Raw genomic sequence first — 20,910 nt, forward strand, 5'->3', positions numbered from 1 at the left:
CCTGGTGAGACGACAAGCTCATCTTGCCATGGACAATTACTCCATCCAGTTGTAGTGGAACGTTCCTTCCTTGTCTACACGCTTGAACGTATGCGCCCCGAAGTAATCGCGCTGAGCCTGAAGCAGGTTCGCCGGAAGGTTCGCCGTACGGTAGCTGTCGTAGTAAGCCAGCGCACTGGAGAAGCCAGGAACAGGAATACCGAGCGATACCGCGGATGCCACGACTTTACGCCATGCATCTTGGTACGATTCGATAATTTCTTTGAAGAACGGATCGAGCAGAAGGTTCTTCAGCTCCGGATTGTTCTCATAAGCGTCCGTGATGTTCTGCAGGAAGCGGGAGCGGATAATGCAGCCGCCGCGCCAGATTTTAGCAAGATTGCCGTACTGCAGATTCCAGCCGTACTCATCGGATGCAACGCGGAGCTGAGCGAAGCCTTGCGCGTAAGATACGATTTTGCTTGCGAACAGCGCTTTGCGGACATTTTCGATAAATTCCGCTTTGTCGCCGTCGAATGGAGCGGTTTTCGGACCATTCAAAATTTTGCTTGCCGCAACGCGCTCGTCCTTCATCGCGGAAAGGAAGCGGGAGAATACGGATTCCGTAATCATAGAGAGCGGCACGCCAAGATCCAGGGAGCTTTGGCTTGTCCATTTGCCCGTGCCTTTTTGTCCGGCTGTATCCAGGATGACATCCACCATCGGCTTGCCTGTTTCTTCGTCGTATTTGGAGAAAATGTCGGCGGTAATCTCGATCAGATAGCTGTCGAGCTCGCCTTTATTCCATTCCGTGAAGATTTCATGAAGATCCTTCGCATTCAGACCAAGCACGTCTTTCAGCAATTGGTATGCTTCACAAATCAGCTGCATATCTCCATACTCGATGCCGTTGTGAACCATCTTCACATAATGTCCGGCACCGTCAGGACCGATATATGTACAGCAAGGTTCATCGTTCACTTTAGCGGAAATGGCCGTCAGGATCGGCTCAACCAGCTTGTATGCACTTTCTTGTCCGCCAGGCATGATCGATGGACCTTTCAGGGCGCCTTCTTCGCCGCCGGATACCCCAGCACCGATGAAGTTAAAGCCTTTCTCGGCCAATTCCTTGCTGCGGCGCTGCGTGTCCGGGAAGTAGGCGTTACCGCCGTCGATAATGATATCGCCTTTGTCCAAGTGCGGGATCAGCTGCTCGATGGTAGCATCCGTAGCTTGTCCGGCTTGAACCATAATCAGAATTTTGCGGGGCTTCTCAAGGGAATCCACGAATTCCTCGATCGAATAGGTGCCTTTAACCTGCTTGCCGACGGTTTCCTTCAGCATGTCCTCCGTTTTTTGCGGAGAGCGGTTATATACAGAAACGGTAAAACCTTTGCTTTCGATGTTCAAGGCCAGGTTTTTACCCATGACAGCAAGGCCGATGACACCGATTTGTTGTTTTGACATCTGGTTCTCCATCCTTTACTCCAGTATATTTTATAAGCAACCCAATCCCTATCGGGATGATTACATTATTCTCATTTTAACGTTTTTCTGTGGAGAAGTGAACCCCTGTAACAAAAACGTCGATCGCCGGCTTCAAGGGGATCACCTGCGAACGCGCGCGAAAACACCCCTTTTGACTCGGAGTGTTGTTCGTGCTTTTGGCATGGAACTATGAAAATGGGACTTACCACTCAAGCCTCATCAGCTCTAAGGCAAGCTCCTTCAATCTCTGCTTGCAGCTCATGATCTTCTCCTTGTCGCCCGCTTGCATCGCTTCATACAGCTTCTCCAGCTCATCATCGGTCTCCAGCCTGCACAGCAGCAGTCTTCGTTCCCCTTCGTCCGATTCGAATAATCGCATCATTTCCTGCTCTGTCATCGGCGTCCCCTTCTGGAACAGGACGCGCTGGCGATAGCCCGTAATCTCCACAAGGCGGATAACTTCGCCGAACAGTATATTTTCGATTAAAATTTGCCGGTCCTTGAAGCGTTTGACGACAGCGTGCCCTCGGGTATTCTCGATCAGCTTCTCCATCCATTCCGCCAGCCTCGGATCCCGGATCATGTAATCGCCGACCAGTTTAAACCCGCTGCCTGTGCGCTGAAACCGAAGCTTTACCAGCTTGCGTCCTGTCCGGATTGATATGATAAACTGCGACTCATTCTCGCTCCAATACAGTGAGTATCCTTCTTGGATCAGTTCCTTGATCAGGTCCTGGATATGCCGGCGATCAAACCGGAGCTCCAGGTTGCAATACTCCACTTCCTCGCTCTTATTCACGGCACTCCCTCCTCCGGTTTACTACCGATCACAAAACGACGGTGAAGATTCCCCCTCTTGCACAGCTTTTTGACGTTGTCTTATCTATATCTTATACTCCATCTTATGTAACGGTAACTTGGTTTATTGACTATTTTTCCCCAGATGAAATTACAGTGAAGCTTATGCCCATCATGCGGGAAGTACGGGTCAGCTATGGTATAATAAGGTATTGGAAAGAGCTAGTATAGGTCATATGAAGATACTTAACAGGAGGATTTCACATAGATGACAACAGCGTTCACAGGATTTAACGATCAAGATTTCGACGTATTCTCCGTCCCTGGGCTCGAAGCTCGAATGGAAGCGCTCATCGAGCACGTTCGGCCAAAGCTGGAGTTGATCGGAGCGGAGCTGGCCCCCCTTGTTTCCGCTCTCGCAGGCGAGGACATGTTCGTTCATGTTGCGAAGCATGCCAGACGCAAGGTTAACCCCCCGATCGATACATGGGTCGCCTGGGCTGCCAATAAGCGCGGCTACAAAGCGCTCCCTCATTTTGAAGTGGGTCTCTTCGGCACGCATCTGTTTGTTATTTTTGCGATCATTTACGAAAGCCCGAACAAAGCCGTGTTCGCAGCCAACCTTGAAGCGAAGCTGAAGAAGACGATCAAAGCGCTGCCGGGTCATTTCTATTGGTCTATGGACCATATGAACCCCGAGGGAACGCCCCATCAATCGATGAGCCAAGGCGACTTCGAGAAGCTTATTCATAAGCTGAAGGAGGTCAAGAAGGCTGAAGTGATGTGCGGACTTCGCATCCCGCGCGAGGAAGCGGTCAAGCTGAGCGGGGACAAGCTGCTGGAGAAGGTCCAGGAGACCTTCGAGACGCTTCTGCCGCTTTACAAAATGTCGTTTTGATCGCAGGATCATCATTCGAAAGGGCTGCTTGAGCAGCTCTTTTTTTCGTGCTTGAAAACTTCTTGCATTCCCCCCCCATTTTGCTATACTCAATTTTGCTTATATAAAAGCAGTAACCGACAAATATTAACCATACACATAAGGAAAGGTTGTGACAGCGTCAATGGACCATAGCCGTACACCGCTCTTCACCGCACTCAAGGAACACGCGGCCAAAAACCCGGTTCAATTTCACATTCCGGGGCATAAGAAGGGCTTAGGCACCGATGCCGAGTTTAGAGAATTTATAGGGGATAACACCCTTTCCATAGATCTGATCAACATCGCGCCGCTGGACGACCTGCATCAGCCTACCGGTGTTATCGAAGAGGCCCAGAAGCTGGCCGCCGACGCCTTTGGCGCGGACCATACGTTTTTCAGCGTACAAGGGACAAGCGGGGCGATCATGACCATGATCATGTCCGTATGTGCCCCGGGGGATAAAATTATCGTTCCCCGCAACGTGCATAAATCCGTTTTGTCCGCCATCATTTTCACCGGGGCCAAGCCCGTATTCGTATCCCCGGCTCAGGACCCCAACGTCGGGATCGACCACGGGATTACGATCAGCTCGGTGCGCAAAGCACTGAAGCGCCATCCGGACGCCAAAGCCGTCTTAGTCATCAACCCGACCTATTTCGGCGTCAGCGCCAATCTGAAGGAAATTGTCGATCTTGCCCACAGCTACAACGTGCCGGTTCTGGTGGACGAAGCACATGGCGTGCTGATCCATTTCCATGAAGAGCTTCCGATGTCCGCTATGGAAGCAGGCGCCGACATGGCTGCGACCAGCGTCCATAAGCTCGGCGGCTCCATGACGCAAAGCTCGGTGCTGAACGTCAACACGAAGAACGGCTATATTAATCCGTATCGGGTGCAGACCATCATCAGCATGCTGACGACGACCTCGACCTCCTATATCCTGCTTGCATCGCTGGATACGTCACGCCGCAATTTGGCGCTGCACGGGAAGGAAATGGCTGCGAGAACGATCGAGCTCGCACAGTATGCCCGTCGTCAGATCAACGAGATTGAGGGGCTATATTGCTTCGGGGATGAAATTCTGGGCAGCGAGGCGACTTACTCCTATGACCCGACCAAGCTGACGATCCATGTCCGCCATCTGGGCATTACCGGGTACGAGACCGAGAACTGGCTCCGCGATCATTATAATATCGAAGTAGAGCTCAGCGATATGTACAACATCCTGTGCCTCATTACCCCGGGGGATAACCGGGATACGATCGATACGCTGCTGACCGCTCTGCGCGAGCTGTCCAACGAATATATTCATGTGAATGAAATCAATGAGCTTGTTGTGAAGACACCGGAGATTCCGCAGCTGTCGCTTATCCCGCGCGATGCCTTCTACGGGGACACCGAGATCATTCCATTTAAAGAATCGGCCGGACGGATCATCGCCGAATTTATTTATGTCTATCCGCCGGGAATCCCGATCCTGCTGCCGGGTGAAGTTATTTCCCAGGAAAACATCGACTACATTATCGATCACGTCGAGGTCGGACTCCCGGTGAAAGGCCCTGAGGACCGCAGCATTCAGAATGTTAAGGTTATTGTAGAAGCCGATCCGATCTTCTAATGAAACTTATTTTACGCTAGTCTAACCCGGAGCAGGTTTGCTCCGGGTTTTTGTCCTTTACCATCCATTTAACCAGCGTGATCAGGGACCATAGTCTCTCCTTTTTGCAAATAACACGGGCTAATGACACTGGCCGTTTGAATCACCCGAGGGCTTTGCTTAACGGAAGGCTATGTCCTTCTCCTCAATTTTCCCCTCCCTCTATCCAATTTCATCCGGCATTTACAGTAGCGATGTATAATAAGTTTGGAACCGCTTCATCCATCCATATCATGGTTATTTGTTCTTCCAGCATCTATTCATAGAAGGGAGATTTGTTGATGAAAAAACAAGTAGTTTCGCTCTTCACTGCCCTGCTGCTTATGTCCATGCTTCCATTCGGCGCTCAGGCCGCGGACAACGGATATGGAGGCAAGGTGCCGGCAACCGTTATGTCGTACAACATCCACCATGGCGTCGGCCTGGATAATCAATTAAGTCTCGAACGGATTGCAGGAGTCATCCGGGATGCCGGAGCGGACATCGTCGGTCTGCAGGAAGTGGACCGGTTCTATGGGGAGCGAAGCGGCTTCCAGGATCAAGCCAAAGAATTGGCTGAATTGCTTGGCTATCATTATGCTTACGGGGCAAACCTGGATTTGGCTCCAGCCGAAGGACAGACTGAGAACCGTCAGTACGGAACCGCGATTCTTAGCAAATATCCGATCCTGAAGTCCGAAAACGTATGGCTTAGCAGCTTCGGCAAGGAGCAACGCGGTGTATTGCATGCCGTGATCAATGTACGAGGAGTCCATGTCAATGTATATAACACGCACCTTGGCCTTGATGTAACGAGCCGTTTGGCGCAGGCGCAGGAAATCGTCGATCTCGCTTCGACCTCCGCCTCCGATGGTCCGGCCCTGCTGCTTGGTGATCTGAACGCCGAGCCTGCAAGCGAGGAAGTTGGGCTATTGCTGAACAGCGGCTTATTCGTCGACAGCTTCCAAGGCATCGAGGACGCCTATACTTTTCCGGTTCGCAACCCGTCGGTGACGATTGACTATATTTTAACCTCTCCCGGCGTTTCGCACGCAAACCAGCGTGTCATCCACACAGAGGCATCAGATCATTTGCCGATCGTGACGGAGGTCGTCTTCGCAAGAAAGGGCGGCCATTAACGATACTGTAATCTGGAGGTGTGGCACAAATACTTATCACTAACCTGATGGAGTGAACGCATAGAGCGGCGCATACCAGGATGAAATCCGGTTCCTTTATCGAACGCAAAAACAGGCCGCTTCCGGGAGATCTCCCAGAGGCAGCCTGCTTTCTTGCTCCTATGCGGATATTATTCCTGATTCGCTGCAGCGACCAGCTCGTTATAAGCGGCCTCTACTTCGTTCCATTCCGCTTCGTCCTCGATATTGTAAAGAACCATTTCCTCGTTCTCTTCTTCCATACGCAGGATGACGCCGTCCGCTTCCGGATTGTCGCGCTCAAGCAGCAGTGCATAAAGCTTCTCGCCCACATCAAAGGTTTCTACGAGAACCATTTCCACTTCTTTGCCCTGCTCATCCGTCAATGTAAGCACAAACTCCTCATGATCATGGTCGTGGTCATGATCGTGACCGCAGCCGCAAGCATCTCCGTGTTCGTGTTTGTGTTCGCTCATTGAAAAAACCTCACTTCGGGTTAAATTATCATACTTTCGTATCGTATCACGTAAGGCTTCTTCAGGTCAATTTTTCCTGAGGCGGCCACAACCTGCGTTTAGTTCAGCGCCGTGATCACCTTTTCGGCAACCTTGACGAAGCCGGAATCGGGTTTAACCTGGACATAAAAGCCGACCGAGTATTTGCCTGACGTTTTAAAGTCATACGTAAAATCATAGGTGCGGAACCAAAAATTGTCCTTCCGGTCTTGAACGACCTGGGATTGAATATCCTTGACATGACCGGATGGGTCTTCGATCGCAACCTTCACCGCATGGATATCGTTATTCAGGCTGTCGACCTGGCTGAATACGTTGAATTTCAGCTTGCCCCTGTTGACGTTCCCGAATACAGTGTCCCCTTTGAACAGGAAAATATGCACATTAGGTTTAATCACTTCGACATTACCTGTCTTCGAATTCCAGTCCACGGCACCGTCAAACTCCCGCACCGGCACGTAGGTTTTGCCGTCGATCACATAACCGCCGTCCTTTAATTCGCGTCCGTTGAGCCATACCCGGACACGCTCTTGTACGGAATCCGCAAATAAAAGCGTACTGCCACCCATTAACGAAAGGACCAGAACGCACGCCATCACTTTCTTCCACTTCATCTTATCCGTTCCCCCCAATAGCTCATCATGTTGTTATATGTGTATACTACAACCCAAATAACAAGTTGCGCTCTGTCCAGCAGTTTGTGGAAAAAAATTTGTCTAATTTTGTTGATGAAACTACCGCCTAAGAAGGTATTTAAAGACCGTGTACTTCCGCCCTGGTTTCGGTACAATATAAAGTAGCTTGCCAGGATTTTCACATCATACATCAGGAGGTTACGCACATTGACTTTGAAATTGCAAATGCTTGGCACCGGCGGTGCGTTTGCCAAGCAGTACTACAACAATAACGCGCTGATTGATGACAACGGGTATACGCTGATGGTCGATTGCGGGATTACAGCCCCTATGGCGTTGCACCAGCTCGGGGCTACGTTCAATGACATCGATGCGGTGCTGATCACCCACATTCATGGGGACCATGTCGGCGGTTTGGAGGAGCTTGCTTTTATCACAAAGCTGCAATACAAGCGCAAGCTTCCGCTCTACATCGGCGAAGCGCTTGTCCAGCCGCTGTGGGAGAACACCTTGCGGGGCGGCATGTATCAAGAAGGTCAAATCACCTCGCTGGACGATATCTTTGACGTCCATCCGCTGAAGCCGGGGGTAAAGACGGATATTTCGTCCGGATTGTCCGTGGAGCTGATTCAAACCCGGCATATCCCGGGGAAGAGCAGCTATTCGCTTTATTTGAATGAACGGATTTTTTACAGCGCCGATATGGTATTCGATCCTGCGCTGCTTCGTACACTGGTACAGGACCGGGGGTGCGAGGTAATTCTGCATGAGTGTCAGCTGCAGGGGCCGGGCGAGGTCCACACCACGCTGGAGGAGCTGCTTAGTCTGCCGGAGAATATTCAAGAACGCACTTATCTAATGCACTATGGGGACAATGCCAAAGATTATATCGGCAAGACCGGATTGATGGAATTTCTGGAGCAGCAGCGCATCTACGAGTTATAGGTCGAAACGGGAAAAGAGATTCCAAGCTGTCTGAGGCTTGAATATCCGCAGCAGACCGACGGAAGATTCAGAATACTGCATGGTTTTGGGGTGCATAGATAGGATCGGACCCGGGAACTCTATACCCGGGAGGCGATATATCATGGAAAACAATTCTCAAGAAGTCGTAGGCGTACGGAAAAACGGCGATGGCGATATCGTCGAGCTGAAGCTCGAGGACGGAACGGTCGTCGATTACAAAACAGCCCAGCAAATGGCGAAGAATAAACAAATCAAGAATGTGAATGTATTTCGCGGACGTGACGGTGACGAGCATCTCCGTTCGAATGCCGATGGCGATCCAAGCAACAATTTGGACAATCTGCCGACATTCTAAAAGATCGATAAAGAGGCCCTGCGATCCAACGCTGGGCCTCTTCTTCATGCCAGGGATGAGCAGGATTACAGCTCTTTTTTCATCCGAACATGGGGAATCCCCGCATCGTCGAACGGTTCATCCGATATCGTCTCGTATCCGAGCTTACGGTAAAACGGCTCTGCCTGTACTTGGGCATCCAGCACTGCATAAGGCAGCTTCAGCTCCCGAGCCTGCGTTTCTAATGCCATCATCAGCACCCGGCCGATGCCTTTGGAGCGGAACGGCTTGCGGACGGCGATCCGCTGCATTTTCGCCGAATCCTTATTATAGTAGGTCAAACGGCCGGTTGCGGCATACTGCCCTTCCGATTTGATCAATACATGCCAGGCCTCCGCATCCAACCGGTCATAATCGTCAATCTCCAGATCAATCGGCACCTTCTGCTCCAGCACGAACACATCTTTACGGATGTCCAGTGCTTGCTCCAGCTGCTCCTCGGTCGTCACATTAATAATCTCTGCTGCCACTTGATTCACACCTCTTTATGTAGATTCGTCTATCGGAACCCTCTATCTTTATCAGATCGAAATATTATACAAAAGATTTGATTTCCTGTATAGTAGAAGCTAACGTCTTCTTAGAAAGGAGCTAGGCCGAGCATGGGAATCGGAGGCACGATTTTTGTAGCCGCTATCATTGCCGTCCTCATCATTTTTCCAGTATTCTGGGCAATAAAGAAGGGTTACTCCCGCAAATGGGATGAGGAATAGATAACTTGGTTAAATTGCGGCCGCCAGCCTTGTGGCCGGCGGTTACCGAACATCCGCGCTTGCACGTTATGACAAGGAACCGATCGAGTAGCGGGACTACCGCTCCTCTGATGAACGATTGATGCCAAACGGAATCAATGGGTCAGCTCGGGCAGCGTTGGATCGGATTCAAGCGTTGACATCGGTTCGGGACGAAGCTCCCCATCCCTTGAATATACTTCGTTTTGAACCGAACGGCTGTATACATCCAGCAGAACGGGAGCCGAAGGCGAGTTCAAGGGCTCAAGCTGAACCGACGTCCGTTCCGGAACGCTGCATCCGCTGACGACTGCGATGGTGGTTAGGGTTACAGCAGCAACCGCGATTCGATTCATGCTGAAGTAAGCTGCTTGTTTCATGGAATTCACGCTCCTGTTTATGGAAAAATGGCACTTTTCCTAGTCTGAACCGAAACGTCCTATTTTATAACGAAAAAACCGTTGACAGCCAGCTTGTCTGCTGGTAATATATGAATTACCTCAATTTTTTATTTTATTTCTGATCTGTTAGCTCAGCTGGGAGAGCACCATCTTGACAGGGTGGGGGTCAGTGGTTCGAGCCCACTACAGATCATCACCGAGAGCCCTTGCGTAGCAAGGGTTCTTTTGTTTTATCTCATTCACTCACCAGTCCAGAAATGTCGAATTGGTGCCGAAAGGGTTTTATTGAGGGTAAAGTAAATCTGTTGTTCATTGGGCTTTACCCCATATCTCAAACAAATTTGTCGATCCGGGTGAATGGCAGGTTCTTTTCCTGATATGTTTGCGCGGTAAGTTGACACATCACTCATCCCGTTAATCAAATCCCATAAAAAAAGCACCCGATTAGGTGCTTTTTTTATATGACACACGATTTCCCGTCAAGGAGTAGAAGGGCACTAGATAAAGCTAAAGTTGTACTTCCTTTGTATTTACAAATTCAGCACTCGTAAGTATAGCGCAGCTCTTTCTGGTGCATACAGACTCTCAATATATAATCTGATAAGTAGGCACGATCACTCCGCTTTCATAAGACTTGATGTCAGTTAATTTCAAATTGATTTTCTTCTTGCTGGCTCCAAACAACGGAATGCCTTCACCAAGAATGATGGGATTGACCTTCAAAATCAACGTGTCAATCAATTGGTGGTCGAGGAGCTTTCCGGCCAGATTTCCTCCTCCGCATAACCATATTTTTTTCTGCTGATCCGTAGTTTCCTGTTTTAGCCTCGTACAAAACGACACCACATCCTCTTTGACAAGCTCCACTTGCTCATTGGATTCAAATTCCATTTGATTCGAGAAAATATAATGCTTCAGTCCAGGATGAGCCGCCTGCGCAATTCCGGAAGGTTCACCCGGCTTCAATCCATATTGAAATCCATATTCATATGTTTTTCTACCCATCAATACAGCATGATACTGCCGGACACTTTCGAAGAAATCACCGCCGTCATCCGCATACAGAAATACGGAATCATCCGCAACGCTATTTTTGTCCGCAATGAACAGATCAGCAGTTACGGCAACATGATACACCAGTTCAATCATAGGATACCACCCTTCTAATGGTCAGTACTTCCACAACATGGAGCCGATTTGATTCTCACTCATTGGTATTTGGTATTTCGACATCGAGAAGTCGATCCCTGCATTTCCCAAATAAATTATAAACCCAACGCTCTTCGGCAACGGAATCATATCATACACCTTCTTCCTGCGTTCTTATGTAAAAGAAAAAGCCGCCTAAGGGCAGCTTTTTATCCTTTCAATCTCCTTCAGTTGTATCTCCGTTATAAGTTATTTCAGGTCAAGTAATCCCTTCTATTTTTCCTTACAGCCATAGGTTTGATAAGAAGAGGGGATTTTCCTTCTGCTATTCAAATGACAAATTCAACAAACGCCGGCGACCGCAGCATGCCTGCCTTGGTCCAGTTCCGGGTTTTCACCTTCGCCCGGATCCGTGGTTTCAGGTGAACGAAATTTTTATCCTCACCCGTTACAAGCTGCTGGCTCACTCCGTAAAAGGCTCGTTTGGCCTTCGGCGGCACGCCCAGCTCGACAATACCAGTCGGCCGCAGACGCCCGTTTTCCGTCATCACAGTCGTTAACCAACCGAATTCTTCTTTCCGGTAGCCGGTGATAAACACTTCGGCATAGGTCCAATTGATGACCTTCTGCCAGGCTGGTGATCGGCGACTCTCGTACCGGCTGCCCTGAAGCTTCCCGACCATCCCCTCGAGCTCCTGGGCCCTCATTTGCCCAAACAGTGCCTCTCCTGCTCCCTCCACAAAGGGTATGATACCGAAGTGTCTGTTCGGCATGCTGATGCCTGCCAGAATCTCTTTACGCCTCAGCAGGGGCAACTCTCGAAGGTCCTGCCCCTTGTATCTCAGGATGTCGAACGCAACATAGGTCACTGGCGATATGTCCATTAGCTGCCGGATACGCTGCTCCTTCTTGGCCTGGAACCGGGTCATGACGTTTTCGAAGTCAACCAGCCCCGTCTGCGGATCGGTACAAGCAACCTCACCATCCAGAAGGATATCATGTTCAAACGGCTTCAGAAGCTCGGGATACTGCCGCGTGCAGCATGTCTCATGCCGGGTATACAACTGGATTCGGCCGTCCTCCTGGGAGAACAGGAGCCGGTGCCCGTCGATTTTGGGCTCAAATATATAATCATTGTGGCTAAATGGGCCACTTGCTGTCTCTAATAACATCGGGCTAATAAACATAGGAACACCTCTCCATCGATTATACCTTTTGGCATGTTCTATGAGAGGCGGTAAGTATTGTAAATCACAACATGAATATCATCCAAAACTCTTTGTTCGGGAACAGCACGAATGGACGACAATCTTTAACCAATCCTTTCAGCGGGGGGGATCAAGTATAAAGAGGCTAGACCGTCATTCTCACACCACACTTGCAGCAGGAAACTGAAGAAGTATTCGGAGTTAAGTTTATACATTAATGATCACAAAGATTTGTTGGCACGTGCTCATATCCCCCATTTCACAGTTGATAGGGATTTAGGGACAAGAGGGTAACAAAAGACGGCTCTGCTCTCCTTTTTGATCCATTTTCTTTGGACTCATCTGCCCTCATTCCTATGCGTCTAGTATCATACCGAATGCCGTATATACCTTCGTAGCTGTTATAATTACCTTATAGTAATTGAATCCGAATCCAAAGATAATTCTGGAGGTTTCTCAAAATGAAACTTATCACTCTGGTTTTTCCATTTATAGCCACGATACTGCTCGTATGGATTGTTATGATCCTCTTAAAGCGCATGAAAAAATAAAAAACTCACAACTGAACCATCCCGACGGGGTACTTATTCGTATGTAGCTATGACCATGAACTATTTCTTTGTCCTGTACAGCTCTCCAAAAGTGACTCCTTTCTATCCCTCCGATGGGTCAATAATTAGAAGAACAATCCCATGCAAAACCGTTTCTTAAACGCTCTAACCCTTATCCCCCTTCTTATAGCTTCCTAATCCTTATTCTTCTTCCTTCACATCGCCCTTCCTCAAGAAATCTGACGGCAAGGCTGCATCCATTATTAATCACCGAAACAACTTCCTCAAAAATGCATAACCAATCCCGCTTAACAGGCGTTCTAAACGATAAAGAGTATGGCGGGAGGAACTCAATCATGGATCTGCTCTTATATGCAGGTATTGCTTGCATCCTGGTAACGGGGCTCTTATCTGGCGCATGGACGACGGGATACCAGCAAAGGGGGAACTTTTATGCGGATTCGAAGGATGATCGGACATCAAAAAAGAAAGCGGCCAATGGGTTCTTTATAGCCGAGCCGGGATCGTATTACTATCAGCGGCCGGGATTGTGTATCTTTTTAAATGATCATAAAAGCACCCCCGCTTCCACATAACCATTTAATGTTCCAACGATCCTGCTCCTCACCTACTTTCCAGCCTATTATGGATCCTTCAAAAAAAGATTGTTAGGTGTATCCATAACAAACAGGAGCCGGATACATGCATCCGGCTCCTTGTCAGGATGTTTCAAGGGGAGACAGCAGGAGTCCCCTGCCGTCACTTCATTTCAGCAATTCTTCCGGTGTCTCGCCGCGGTACACAAATAAAGGGCTTGCGGAATTGACAACAAACACCGAAACCATCGTCAGGGCCGATGCGACACCGCTATAGAAGCGGTGTTTCGCTTTGCCGATCCGGGACATAAGAGCCTCCTCCTCTCCATTGAACTAAACTGACCGCTTGGATGAAAAATACGATCGCTAACGTTGGAGATTGAATCACAATATTCACCGCCACAATCAAACAGCTGATCAGGCGAAGTTTAGGGTAATGCACGCTGGATATACGGGATTGGTCCTTAATTCGGCTCGGGGCAAAGCGGATGACAAGCAGCAAGCTTGCCAAGTTCAGAAGTTGTATGTATAAAAGGCCCGGCTCGAGAAAGGACACCAGGGTGAACAATCCGGTTGTCACGGCAATGCATGCGGCTCCGGATTTCAAATGCATCCCTCCCGAGAACTGCCGCAGGACGGCAAAGCCGATCAGGGATAGAGCCGCCTGCCCCGTATTGCCGGTCAACCATGCGATCAGCATCGTTAGCGATACGATCAGCACCACATTTAACACAATGGCAACAGCATGTGCCAAGACGGGGAGAGTCGATTTATGGTCGGGTACTTGTCGTTTGATCCTCTCTGCGATCCGTTTGGCGGTTTCCTCTAACAACATGGCGATCCCGCTCCTCCGATTGGATGGCATAGTACAAGAAGATTCCAAAAGTACTGGCAAAGAAAACAAAATGAAGCCACAAATGGTTCAGATAAAACAAGATGGCGACCAAGACGAGCACGATCGCGATGAGGACAATCAAGAGAACATGCTCGAATTTCAAACGTGTCCTCTCGATATTAAAATGAAAGCCGATACCGAGTTTATACATGACCCAGGCGGCCAACAGTCCTGTTCCTGCACTCAGCACCTGAAGAATGTATCCGTCAACATGATCGGTTTGCACAGTCTCAACCGAGCCGAATATCAAGGACAAATAGGCAACCTGAATCACGGCATACAGCATGTAACCGATCATCGTGCAAACGGCAGACCAGATGACAGGAATCTTGATAATGGTCGAGTATAAGAACAGGAAGATCAGAAGGGTAATTAACGGAACTAGAAAATCCAAATGATACTCATTGCGCAAGATCAGGCTTTGAACATTCGCCAAGGTCATAACCAGCAGAGCTTGACCCAGGTGCTGGGATATGGGGATCCGCAGCAGGCTCATGATCAGCCAATGAATCGCCAGTGTTTCTAATGTTGAAAAAAACATAAATAAGACAGCTTCCATACAGGACAATTCCTCCTTGCAGCTTAAGAATGGTTAAATGATTCTACGCCACTCCTCAACCCGAACCCTGGAGCCTGCCAACAATCCCACCACCGAATTCGTGATGCCGGCTGAAGAAAAGACATGTGGATATCGAATCGAGACGTCACATATGATGCATGTTCTTGAGGCCTATTCCGGTGGCGACTACCGCTTTCTTAAAAATGCCGGGAATCTCTGATGGAAAGCACAAATCAATAAACATGTATCGATGTTGAAGTTTGGCATAAATGTTAGCTTGTCCAGAACATATTCCATTGAACTGACCCTGACGACCCTCACTTCATTCACTGTGAAAATCTAAGTATGATTATATAAGGCAATGCTGCAGATTTAACAGGTAATTTAATACAAATGTGGCGTCAGAAGAGCAATCTGTAGAAATGTATCCCTCTCGGAAGACGAAGAAGATGATTTCGTGAAGGCTGAAACCATGGAGCGTGAAATGATGTTGGTAAATATAAAAGATGCAAACCGGTTGCAAGAGACTTAGCAGGATATCCTTATACCTATTATACAAGAACATGTGTTCCCATTCAATCCTATTCAATCTTTTTGCACGAACAATTTCACATCTGGAAAATACCGTATCTGCACAATAACTACCGCCGAGATGGGCTTCTCGGCTTGCGTTCAGCCCGGTGGATAGGAGATAGCTTAGTATCGCTTATCCCATTTATCAGTTACGATATAAAGAAAAAGTGCCCTGAAGCACGACTCTGCTTCTAGGACACCCGATTTCATTTGAAAGGCGTGTTCATATATGCGTTTCCGAAAATCCGCCGCCATCCTTTTTCTCTTGGCCATTCTCCTGTCCGGCATCGGAACAAGCTATGCCATGGATTCCCGCCCGATCGACAACGAAACGGAACAGAGGCTCCGTGACGCCTATAACCTGGAGGCACCGACAGAGGACCTGTTGCCCAGCTTCCGGAGCGAGGGTGACTTCGGATTTACTCCGGATGCTCCCCTCTTCCTGCCCGAACTCATGAAATATACCTTCCATCCCATTCTGATCTTCATTCAAGAATGCTTGTTCGGCCGGCCTTGGTGAAAAGCTTCGTCCACAGCCATCCGTTCGCGAACAGCAGCAGAAGGATATAGGCCGGAGCTCCGAACGGAACCGTGCTGCTGGCATAATGCAATCCTCCAAGTCCGCCCAGCACCGGAAATGACAGCAACACGATCCAGCCGTCTTTTTGCTGGGTAACGCTAAAGGCTCTCGCAAACGGCGGCGTCCGCAGCATGGCTTTGGCAGCTACAGGAATGAGCGCAAGCCCGGTCAGCAGGATGATGACCAAATCCCAAACGATCCGCATGCCGAACAGGCTCAGGAAGATCGCAGCATTGACCGCAAACAGCGGCAAAAACATTTTCACGGCATACGCCTTGAGCGTTCCCCTGTAGAGAGGTCCCAGCGATGAGAGCGGTGCTGCGCGAAATAGCCAGAACGCTTTTGGTTTACCGGAGTATTTCAGCATCATCACGGTCGTTATGACCATGACCAGCATAGCGTATAGGACGTAAAAGGATGACCCCGACCGGATTTCCGCCAGTGTCGAGCCCCTGAGCGCCGTAAAGAAAAACAAATAGGGCAAAATCATCGATAAGCCGAGCGAAGGATAAACCTTAAGCTTAAATTCCCGTTCGCTCTTCATCATGCTGGCCGACAATCGGAAGCATGCCTGTTCTTCACGCGTCCTGCAGAACCATCTGGCAAGCGCCCGGTCCGCGCGTCCCCGTTCCTTTCCCGATCCCGCGTCACTGTGCGACAGCTTCTCCAGAAATAATTCAAATGACGGGATATAGCGGAGATAGATAAGCAGCAGCGCGACAGGGCCGGCTACGGCCATAAGCGAGAAAGCGATAATCCAAGGGTCCGTTTCCCCGCCAAGCAGCCACGCAAACGGGGCCGCGAACCAAACCGGTGGAAGCAGCAGCTGCCACCAAGCCGGCGTAAATGAAATATTGAAATCAACCAGCTCGAACGAACGGATCACGAACTGATAACCGATGGCTATGACCGCGGACAGGCCAATCTGAACGTAATTGATCAAATCCTTGAGCTTTTCCCCGTCCCAGTACTTGAGCAGCAGCAGATAAACAAGCGTCGTAACCGCCAAGATGAGGAGATTCATCAGAATAAGCTCGATAAGATAAATCAGGAAGAACATCACGCCGTTGATCAATAAGCCGGTCACGAGCGAAGCGGCCGACAGCGAGGCTGTGAGCAGCAGCATATATATGCCCGCATGGATGGATCTTGCAAGACCGACCGTACGCCCGTCTACCGGCTTCGTCATGAGTATGCTCCGGTCGCGCACATCCAGCAGCACCGACGAAAAGTCCGAAATCATGGAGGTCATAATGAAAAACATGAGGATGGCAGCCACGACACTCATTGCCATCATATAGTTTGGATCGCTAATGTACACGAACGGCGCGAGTACGATCCCCATCAAGCCGTACAGCCACAGGGATCGAATGAACAGGTTCTTATCCGCATCTTCCTCCTTCCGGTTCGTATTCGATAAGATGATGGGCACCCGGCGCGAATCCATCAGCAGCTTCACCTGCAAAATGCGGCGCAGCATCCCGTAATCGGCACCCATTCGGGTCAGGATCCCTTTGAATTTATCCAGCAGCAGCAGCGTCCGAAAGGACGGTTCCTGCGGCAGCATATCAAGAGCCCTCCCGAATGATCGAAACGAACCGGTCCGCAATCGCTCCATGGTTATGGAATCCGGTCAGCTGGTTGAACACCTCTTCCAAGGAACCTTCCTGCGACTGCTGCTGCAGCTCCTTAAACGTTCCGTCCGCTACAACGCGGCTATCGGCAAGCAGCACGATCCGGCTGCTGATCTTCTCCACGACGTCCATAATGTGAGAGGAGTAAAATATCGTTGTGCCCGCGGCCGACAGCTTGGCCAAAATTTCTTTGACCACCATGACGCTGTTCGCATCCAAGCCGCTCAGCGGCTCATCCAGAAACAACAGATCCGGGTCATGAAGAAGGCTGGATATGAGCAGCACCTTCTGGCGCATCCCTTTGGAAAAGGTAGCAATCCGCGAGTGATAGACCTTTCCCAGATCAAAACACTCCATCAACCTTTCTGCCTTCTCATAGGCTTCCTCGTACGAAAGCCCGTACAGCTCGCCGGTAAACGTCAAATACTCCGCCGGCGTCAGCTGATCGTACAGCTCCGCGACCTCGGGCACATATCCGATTCTCCGCTTGTACTCGACGCTGCCATCGGCAATATCCTGCCCAAAGATCCGGACCGTTCCGGTATATCCCTCCACCAAGCCAAGCATAATCTTGACGGTAGTGCTCTTCCCGGCCCCGTTCGGACCGATATACCCGATCATCTCGCCCCGGCGCACATGAAGATCAATTCCGTTAAGCACGTAGCGTCCATCATATTTCATCCTCAGATCCTGAATCGACAGCACTTCTTCCGTAGACATGATTTTTCGTTCTCCTGTTCCCCCATAATTTTTAACGCATGCCTTTACCTTATTATGGAAGATGATCAAAATCAACCTTTCTTGACATATTCGCTTTGCAAAATTCCCATATAGATGATGTCATGCCAGCTCCCGCCCCGGAACAGGCTCTGTCTCGCACTGCCTTCACGCGTGAAGCCAGCCTTCTCGTACAAACGAATCGCCCGTTGATTAAACGAGAATACGCGCAATCCCAGCCGGTGCAGATTCATTTCAAGGAAGGCATAATCCAGCAGGAGCCGCATCGCTTCGGCGCCGTACCCCTGCCCCCAGCAGTCTTTGTCTCCGATGTCGAGGATGCATTCCGCGTTGCGGTTCTTGAGGTCGATCTGGATAAGCGACATGATGCCGATCGGCTTGCCCGACTCCTTCAGCAGGAGCAGATAGCTTTTCGACGAGGCTGAGCCCATGATGACATGCTGCACAAAATCTCTGGTTTCCTCCATCGTGTACGCGTCCAGGAATGGACTCGTCGATTCCATAACCTCCTGGTCGTTTCTCCATGCATGATAGAGCTCGGCATCTTCCATGGTCATTTTTCGGCAAACCAAACGTTCGGATTGGAATAGCATTTTTTCACTCTCCTATGGATAAATCGCGATAACCATCCGTACTCGAGGGCTTCAGCATTAGCTTCAGTGTGTTCCGGAACACATCCAGCTGCTGTTCCGCCCAGGTCGCATCCGGTCCAAGCTGATACGTATCCAGCATCAGGCCGTTGAGAAAAGAGAGGATATACCCCGCAAGGCTCCGCGCATCCTGCAGCGGCTGGAACTCCCCCCGCTCCTCCCCGGCCCGAATCACCCGGCTGATCGCATCGACGGCATTCTCGTAACGCTGCCGGATATACGGATAATGCTTCTTGTCCTTCACATAGGCGGAGGAGAGAAAGAACTCTGCCCGCGCCCGCACCAGCGAATGCTGAAGCTTCATCAGATCCTGCTCGATTTCACCCAGCCACTTCATGAGCATCCCCCACACCGGGGACTGCAGTTCCGGCCCGGTCCACTGAAACAGCTCCTCATCGTCATATCGCAGCACTTCCATGAAGACATGCTCAAGATTGTCAAAATAAGCATACAGCGCACCGCGCGATATGCCGGCCTCATCCATAATGTCCTGCATGACGGCATGGGCGAAGCCTTTCCGGATGAAGACGCGTCTTGCGGCAGCCGCGATCTCCCGCTTCTTCGTTTCTTTGTACTCGTCGCTAACCCTCGGGCACATGGGCATTTCATCTCCATTTTTTAAAATAGACATTATTGTCGTTATTAGCATTCAGTATAAACGACATTGATGTCGTTTTCAATCAAGAACGGACCATTCTTTGAAAACGGCTTGTTCTATGAATGGCTTCCGACAAATCCGTCAACATTCGCGAAATGCTGCATATATATGGGGGAGAGCGAAAAGAGGTGATGCAACATCATAAGGGGGATCTACCGCGTACTCGTGTTTGCGCTTCTGCTGATTTTTCTTCTCCCGTCAGGAGCCCACGCCGCTTCCGGACAGAAGCTGGACAGCAAATACACCCGGTACGCACAGTTCATCGTCATTGACAAATCCAGCAACAAACTGATGTATTACGAAAAAGGCAAGCTGATTAAATCGTTTTCCGTAGCCACAGGAAAAAAGCCCTCCTATACGCCGGAAGGCCTGTTCAAGATTCACGAGAAGGTGAAGAACCGCCCCTATTACAAGGAACGCATCAAGGGCGGCGATCCGCGGAATCCGCTCGGAGCCCGCTGGCTTGGCATTAATGTAAAAATAAACGGAAAAGTCAGCTATGCATACGCGATTCATGGAACGAATAACCCCGGCTCCATAGGCAAGTACGTCTCCGCAGGCTGCATCCGCATGCATAATAAAGACGTCATCTGGCTGTATGACCGGGTTAAGATGAGCACGCCCGTCCTCATTCAAAAATAATACCGTTTTTACCCCAAAGCCGGACGTGACCTGTAATCGCGTACGGCTTTTTAAATATGTTGAATGCTGCTTTGCCCGCTTCGCATTCCAGGCTGGTGCCTAGGAGCCGTATTCGGCTCCGAATTCGATGATATTCCGGTCCGGGTCCAATACGAAGATTTGGGCAAAACCTGCTACGCTGTCGGGGCTAGCCACATATTCAACGCCCATCCGGTCAAGCCACGTCTTCGTTTCGCTGTAGCTCTTCACCCAGATCGAAAAATGACCGTCCGTCGTATCGATTCCCCGTTCCCGCAGCGTGTCGCTGATCGGATGCTCCAGCAAATGCAGCTGCTGATCGCCAACCTCATACCATATTCCCTTCGATTGAAACGGCGGACGCGGGATTTCCCGGAACTTCAGGATATCCGAGTAGAATGCCCTTGCCTTGTCCAAATCCCTGACCGCCAAGCTGACATGATGAATTCGCTCGAATTGAATCATGAATGATATCCCCTCCTTGCAATTGTGCATTTGATTGTATGATTGTTCATTGTACAGGAAAACTTATATAACGTTAATGACCCGCAAAGGAATTACAGAGGAGGAGCGAGTAGATGGATATTCACACGAATGAATATAAAATCGCTGCGTTAAACGGAAACGAAGGCACCTTGAAGGCGATTGAAGATGCGGAAACGAAAATTGCGGAGCTCACCGGCAAGGAGATTACGCTGATCGCCTACGAGAAAAAGCAGGACGGCAGCGAACAGCAGTAGGCTTATTTTGTCCTAAGAGACGAGCTGAACCATAAGAGCTTTTGAAAAATCCGTCCCGTTTAACGAATAAGGAGCTGCCCCTAAGCCAGGTTTTACGAAA

25 protein-coding genes and 1 tRNA gene are annotated in these 20,910 nt (G+C 49.7%); 10 read left to right on the top strand and 16 right to left on the bottom strand.

Features of this window, described 5'->3' with window-relative positions; translation table 11 throughout:
- Positions 1 to 36: 36 nt before the first annotated feature.
- Together gnd and J2Z18_RS24960 are read right to left on the bottom strand one after the other, a co-directional pair.
- On the bottom strand, positions 37 to 1,446 hold the full coding sequence (gene gnd, locus J2Z18_RS24955) for an NADP-dependent phosphogluconate dehydrogenase (RefSeq protein WP_028405207.1): 1,410 nt from the start codon (positions 1,444 to 1,446) through the stop codon (positions 37 to 39).
- Between the two features lie 223 nt (positions 1,447 to 1,669).
- A complete protein-coding gene (locus tag J2Z18_RS24960; protein ID WP_007129606.1) occupies positions 1,670 to 2,266 on the bottom strand; it encodes a YkzI domain-containing protein in 597 nt (198 codons plus the stop codon).
- A 267-nt stretch (positions 2,267 to 2,533) separates the two neighbouring features.
- On the opposite strand from J2Z18_RS24960, the gene J2Z18_RS24965 reads away from it, so the two are divergent.
- From J2Z18_RS24965 to J2Z18_RS24975, 3 genes are all read left to right on the top strand, one after another.
- Positions 2,534 to 3,163 carry a YktB family protein gene (locus J2Z18_RS24965; RefSeq protein WP_007129605.1) on the top strand — a complete coding sequence of 210 codons (630 nt, stop codon included), beginning with the start codon at positions 2,534 to 2,536 and terminating at the stop codon, positions 3,161 to 3,163.
- A gap of 163 nt (positions 3,164 to 3,326) precedes the next feature.
- Complete coding sequence (locus J2Z18_RS24970) at positions 3,327 to 4,802, top strand: aminotransferase class I/II-fold pyridoxal phosphate-dependent enzyme (protein WP_210095536.1); 1,476 nt, start codon at positions 3,327 to 3,329, stop codon at positions 4,800 to 4,802.
- A 320-nt stretch (positions 4,803 to 5,122) separates the two neighbouring features.
- Entirely contained in the window at positions 5,123 to 5,959 is an 837-nt protein-coding gene (locus J2Z18_RS24975) for an endonuclease/exonuclease/phosphatase family protein (protein WP_007129603.1), read from the top strand.
- 170 nt (positions 5,960 to 6,129) lie between these two features.
- Here the strand turns inward: J2Z18_RS24975 and J2Z18_RS24980 are convergent, their stop codons facing one another.
- Both J2Z18_RS24980 and J2Z18_RS24985 read right to left on the bottom strand, forming a co-directional pair.
- Positions 6,130 to 6,453 carry a DUF1292 domain-containing protein gene (locus J2Z18_RS24980; RefSeq protein WP_007129602.1) on the bottom strand — a complete coding sequence of 108 codons (324 nt, stop codon included), beginning with the start codon at positions 6,451 to 6,453 and terminating at the stop codon, positions 6,130 to 6,132.
- 98 nt (positions 6,454 to 6,551) lie between these two features.
- On the bottom strand, positions 6,552 to 7,106 hold the full coding sequence (locus J2Z18_RS24985) for a hypothetical protein (RefSeq protein WP_007129601.1): 555 nt from the start codon (positions 7,104 to 7,106) through the stop codon (positions 6,552 to 6,554).
- A 228-nt stretch (positions 7,107 to 7,334) separates the two neighbouring features.
- On the opposite strand from J2Z18_RS24985, the gene J2Z18_RS24990 reads away from it, so the two are divergent.
- Both J2Z18_RS24990 and J2Z18_RS24995 read left to right on the top strand, forming a co-directional pair.
- A complete protein-coding gene (locus J2Z18_RS24990; RefSeq protein WP_007129600.1) occupies positions 7,335 to 8,072 on the top strand; it encodes an MBL fold metallo-hydrolase in 738 nt (245 codons plus the stop codon).
- Positions 8,073 to 8,214: 142 nt separating this feature from the next.
- Positions 8,215 to 8,448, top strand: coding sequence for a DUF3892 domain-containing protein (locus J2Z18_RS24995; protein WP_007129599.1), 234 nt, complete (start codon positions 8,215 to 8,217; stop codon positions 8,446 to 8,448).
- 65 nt (positions 8,449 to 8,513) lie between these two features.
- Here the strand turns inward: J2Z18_RS24995 and J2Z18_RS25000 are convergent, their stop codons facing one another.
- The gene (locus J2Z18_RS25000) at positions 8,514 to 8,957 is read right to left on the bottom strand and encodes a GNAT family N-acetyltransferase (protein WP_007129598.1); all 444 of its coding nucleotides are present in this window, start codon (positions 8,955 to 8,957) and stop codon (positions 8,514 to 8,516) included.
- 377 nt (positions 8,958 to 9,334) lie between these two features.
- Positions 9,335 to 9,598, bottom strand: coding sequence for a hypothetical protein (locus J2Z18_RS25005; RefSeq protein WP_007129596.1), 264 nt, complete (start codon positions 9,596 to 9,598; stop codon positions 9,335 to 9,337).
- Positions 9,599 to 9,739: 141 nt separating this feature from the next.
- Here J2Z18_RS25005 and J2Z18_RS25010 point away from each other — a divergent pair.
- Positions 9,740 to 9,812 (top strand) — tRNA-Val (locus J2Z18_RS25010).
- Between the two features lie 392 nt (positions 9,813 to 10,204).
- Here the strand turns inward: J2Z18_RS25010 and J2Z18_RS25015 are convergent.
- Both J2Z18_RS25015 and J2Z18_RS25020 read right to left on the bottom strand, forming a co-directional pair.
- Positions 10,205 to 10,768 carry a dihydrofolate reductase family protein gene (locus J2Z18_RS25015; RefSeq protein WP_210095537.1) on the bottom strand — a complete coding sequence of 188 codons (564 nt, stop codon included), beginning with the start codon at positions 10,766 to 10,768 and terminating at the stop codon, positions 10,205 to 10,207.
- Positions 10,769 to 11,097: 329 nt separating this feature from the next.
- Entirely contained in the window at positions 11,098 to 11,955 is an 858-nt protein-coding gene (locus J2Z18_RS25020; protein ID WP_144866493.1) for an ATP-dependent DNA ligase, read from the bottom strand.
- Between the two features lie 928 nt (positions 11,956 to 12,883).
- Here J2Z18_RS25020 and J2Z18_RS25025 point away from each other — a divergent pair.
- A complete protein-coding gene (locus tag J2Z18_RS25025) occupies positions 12,884 to 13,123 on the top strand; it encodes a DUF5316 family protein (RefSeq protein ID WP_245256196.1) in 240 nt (79 codons plus the stop codon).
- A 168-nt stretch (positions 13,124 to 13,291) separates the two neighbouring features.
- Here the strand turns inward: J2Z18_RS25025 and J2Z18_RS25030 are convergent, their stop codons facing one another.
- Genes J2Z18_RS25030 through J2Z18_RS25040 form a run of 3 tightly spaced genes read right to left on the bottom strand, consistent with a single transcriptional unit; the run spans position 13,292 to position 14,577 of the window.
- Positions 13,292 to 13,432: a cyclic lactone autoinducer peptide gene (locus J2Z18_RS25030; RefSeq protein WP_144878386.1), complete on the bottom strand. Its 141-nt coding sequence runs from the start codon at positions 13,430 to 13,432 to the stop codon at positions 13,292 to 13,294.
- On the bottom strand, positions 13,395 to 13,958 hold the full coding sequence (locus J2Z18_RS25035; protein WP_186311185.1) for an accessory gene regulator ArgB-like protein: 564 nt from the start codon (positions 13,956 to 13,958) through the stop codon (positions 13,395 to 13,397). Before J2Z18_RS25035 ends, J2Z18_RS25030 begins: the two co-directional genes overlap by 38 nt.
- Positions 13,894 to 14,577, bottom strand: coding sequence for a hypothetical protein (locus J2Z18_RS25040; RefSeq protein WP_144878385.1), 684 nt, complete (start codon positions 14,575 to 14,577; stop codon positions 13,894 to 13,896). The genes J2Z18_RS25035 and J2Z18_RS25040 overlap by 65 nt, the downstream gene beginning before the upstream one ends.
- 802 nt (positions 14,578 to 15,379) lie before the next feature.
- On the opposite strand from J2Z18_RS25040, the gene J2Z18_RS25045 reads away from it, so the two are divergent.
- Positions 15,380 to 15,670, top strand: coding sequence for a hypothetical protein (locus J2Z18_RS25045; protein ID WP_007129532.1), 291 nt, complete (start codon positions 15,380 to 15,382; stop codon positions 15,668 to 15,670).
- On the opposite strand, the gene J2Z18_RS25050 is transcribed toward J2Z18_RS25045, so the two are convergent.
- The 4 genes from J2Z18_RS25050 to J2Z18_RS25065 form a co-directional block, all read right to left on the bottom strand.
- Positions 15,636 to 17,297, bottom strand: coding sequence for a hypothetical protein (locus tag J2Z18_RS25050; RefSeq protein ID WP_210095538.1), 1,662 nt, complete (start codon positions 17,295 to 17,297; stop codon positions 15,636 to 15,638). The two genes, J2Z18_RS25045 and J2Z18_RS25050, sit on opposite strands and share 35 nt — an antisense overlap.
- A 1-nt stretch (position 17,298) precedes the next feature.
- On the bottom strand, positions 17,299 to 18,084 hold the full coding sequence (locus J2Z18_RS25055) for an ABC transporter ATP-binding protein (RefSeq protein WP_007129530.1): 786 nt from the start codon (positions 18,082 to 18,084) through the stop codon (positions 17,299 to 17,301).
- A gap of 71 nt (positions 18,085 to 18,155) precedes the next feature.
- Positions 18,156 to 18,695, bottom strand: a complete 540-nt coding sequence (locus tag J2Z18_RS25060; RefSeq protein WP_007129529.1) for a GNAT family N-acetyltransferase — start codon at positions 18,693 to 18,695, stop codon at positions 18,156 to 18,158.
- 4 nt (positions 18,696 to 18,699) lie between these two features.
- Positions 18,700 to 19,350 carry a TetR/AcrR family transcriptional regulator gene (locus J2Z18_RS25065; RefSeq protein WP_028406154.1) on the bottom strand — a complete coding sequence of 217 codons (651 nt, stop codon included), beginning with the start codon at positions 19,348 to 19,350 and terminating at the stop codon, positions 18,700 to 18,702.
- A 225-nt stretch (positions 19,351 to 19,575) separates the two neighbouring features.
- Here J2Z18_RS25065 and J2Z18_RS25070 point away from each other — a divergent pair, with 225 nt between their 5' ends.
- Entirely contained in the window at positions 19,576 to 20,052 is a 477-nt protein-coding gene (locus J2Z18_RS25070) for a L,D-transpeptidase (protein ID WP_007129527.1), read from the top strand.
- Positions 20,053 to 20,151: 99 nt separating this feature from the next.
- Here the strand turns inward: J2Z18_RS25070 and J2Z18_RS25075 are convergent, their stop codons facing one another.
- Complete coding sequence (locus tag J2Z18_RS25075) at positions 20,152 to 20,535, bottom strand: VOC family protein (protein WP_007129526.1); 384 nt, start codon at positions 20,533 to 20,535, stop codon at positions 20,152 to 20,154.
- Positions 20,536 to 20,648: 113 nt separating this feature from the next.
- On the opposite strand from J2Z18_RS25075, the gene J2Z18_RS25080 reads away from it, so the two are divergent.
- The gene (locus J2Z18_RS25080; RefSeq protein ID WP_007129525.1) at positions 20,649 to 20,810 is read left to right on the top strand and encodes a hypothetical protein; all 162 of its coding nucleotides are present in this window, start codon (positions 20,649 to 20,651) and stop codon (positions 20,808 to 20,810) included.
- Positions 20,811 to 20,910: the final 100 nt, after the last annotated feature.

It is taken from the genome of Paenibacillus lactis (assembly GCF_017873605.1).
Taxonomy (GTDB): Bacteria; Bacillota; Bacilli; order Paenibacillales; family Paenibacillaceae; genus Paenibacillus_AQ; species Paenibacillus_AQ lactis.

What these genes read in the sequence shown, in the direction of transcription:
- J2Z18_RS25045 (WP_007129532.1), top strand. Translation starts at nt 15,380, where the DNA reads ATGCGTTTCCGAAAATCCGCCGCCATCCTTTTTCTCTTGGCCATTCTC.
- J2Z18_RS24980 (WP_007129602.1), bottom strand. Translation starts at nt 6,453, where the DNA reads ATGAGCGAACACAAACACGAACACGGAGATGCTTGCGGCTGCGGTCAC.
- J2Z18_RS25040 (WP_144878385.1), bottom strand. Translation starts at nt 14,577, where the DNA reads ATGGAAGCTGTCTTATTTATGTTTTTTTCAACATTAGAAACACTGGCG.
- J2Z18_RS24975 (WP_007129603.1), top strand. Translation starts at nt 5,123, where the DNA reads ATGAAAAAACAAGTAGTTTCGCTCTTCACTGCCCTGCTGCTTATGTCC.
- J2Z18_RS25035 (WP_186311185.1), bottom strand. Translation starts at nt 13,958, where the DNA reads ATGTTGTTAGAGGAAACCGCCAAACGGATCGCAGAGAGGATCAAACGA.
- J2Z18_RS24985 (WP_007129601.1), bottom strand. Translation starts at nt 7,106, where the DNA reads ATGAAGTGGAAGAAAGTGATGGCGTGCGTTCTGGTCCTTTCGTTAATG.
- J2Z18_RS25030 (WP_144878386.1), bottom strand. Translation starts at nt 13,432, where the DNA reads ATGTCCCGGATCGGCAAAGCGAAACACCGCTTCTATAGCGGTGTCGCA.
- J2Z18_RS25055 (WP_007129530.1), bottom strand. Translation starts at nt 18,084, where the DNA reads ATGTCTACGGAAGAAGTGCTGTCGATTCAGGATCTGAGGATGAAATAT.
- J2Z18_RS25050 (WP_210095538.1), bottom strand. Translation starts at nt 17,297, where the DNA reads ATGCTGCCGCAGGAACCGTCCTTTCGGACGCTGCTGCTGCTGGATAAA.
- gnd (WP_028405207.1), bottom strand. Translation starts at nt 1,446, where the DNA reads ATGTCAAAACAACAAATCGGTGTCATCGGCCTTGCTGTCATGGGTAAA.
- J2Z18_RS24970 (WP_210095536.1), top strand. Translation starts at nt 3,327, where the DNA reads ATGGACCATAGCCGTACACCGCTCTTCACCGCACTCAAGGAACACGCG.
- J2Z18_RS25015 (WP_210095537.1), bottom strand. Translation starts at nt 10,768, where the DNA reads ATGATTGAACTGGTGTATCATGTTGCCGTAACTGCTGATCTGTTCATT.
- J2Z18_RS25005 (WP_007129596.1), bottom strand. Translation starts at nt 9,598, where the DNA reads ATGAAACAAGCAGCTTACTTCAGCATGAATCGAATCGCGGTTGCTGCT.
- J2Z18_RS25060 (WP_007129529.1), bottom strand. Translation starts at nt 18,695, where the DNA reads ATGCTATTCCAATCCGAACGTTTGGTTTGCCGAAAAATGACCATGGAA.
- J2Z18_RS25025 (WP_245256196.1), top strand. Translation starts at nt 12,884, where the DNA reads ATGGATCTGCTCTTATATGCAGGTATTGCTTGCATCCTGGTAACGGGG.
- J2Z18_RS25080 (WP_007129525.1), top strand. Translation starts at nt 20,649, where the DNA reads ATGGATATTCACACGAATGAATATAAAATCGCTGCGTTAAACGGAAAC.
- J2Z18_RS25065 (WP_028406154.1), bottom strand. Translation starts at nt 19,350, where the DNA reads ATGTGCCCGAGGGTTAGCGACGAGTACAAAGAAACGAAGAAGCGGGAG.
- J2Z18_RS24995 (WP_007129599.1), top strand. Translation starts at nt 8,215, where the DNA reads ATGGAAAACAATTCTCAAGAAGTCGTAGGCGTACGGAAAAACGGCGAT.
- J2Z18_RS24965 (WP_007129605.1), top strand. Translation starts at nt 2,534, where the DNA reads ATGACAACAGCGTTCACAGGATTTAACGATCAAGATTTCGACGTATTC.
- J2Z18_RS25020 (WP_144866493.1), bottom strand. Translation starts at nt 11,955, where the DNA reads ATGTTTATTAGCCCGATGTTATTAGAGACAGCAAGTGGCCCATTTAGC.
- J2Z18_RS25075 (WP_007129526.1), bottom strand. Translation starts at nt 20,535, where the DNA reads ATGATTCAATTCGAGCGAATTCATCATGTCAGCTTGGCGGTCAGGGAT.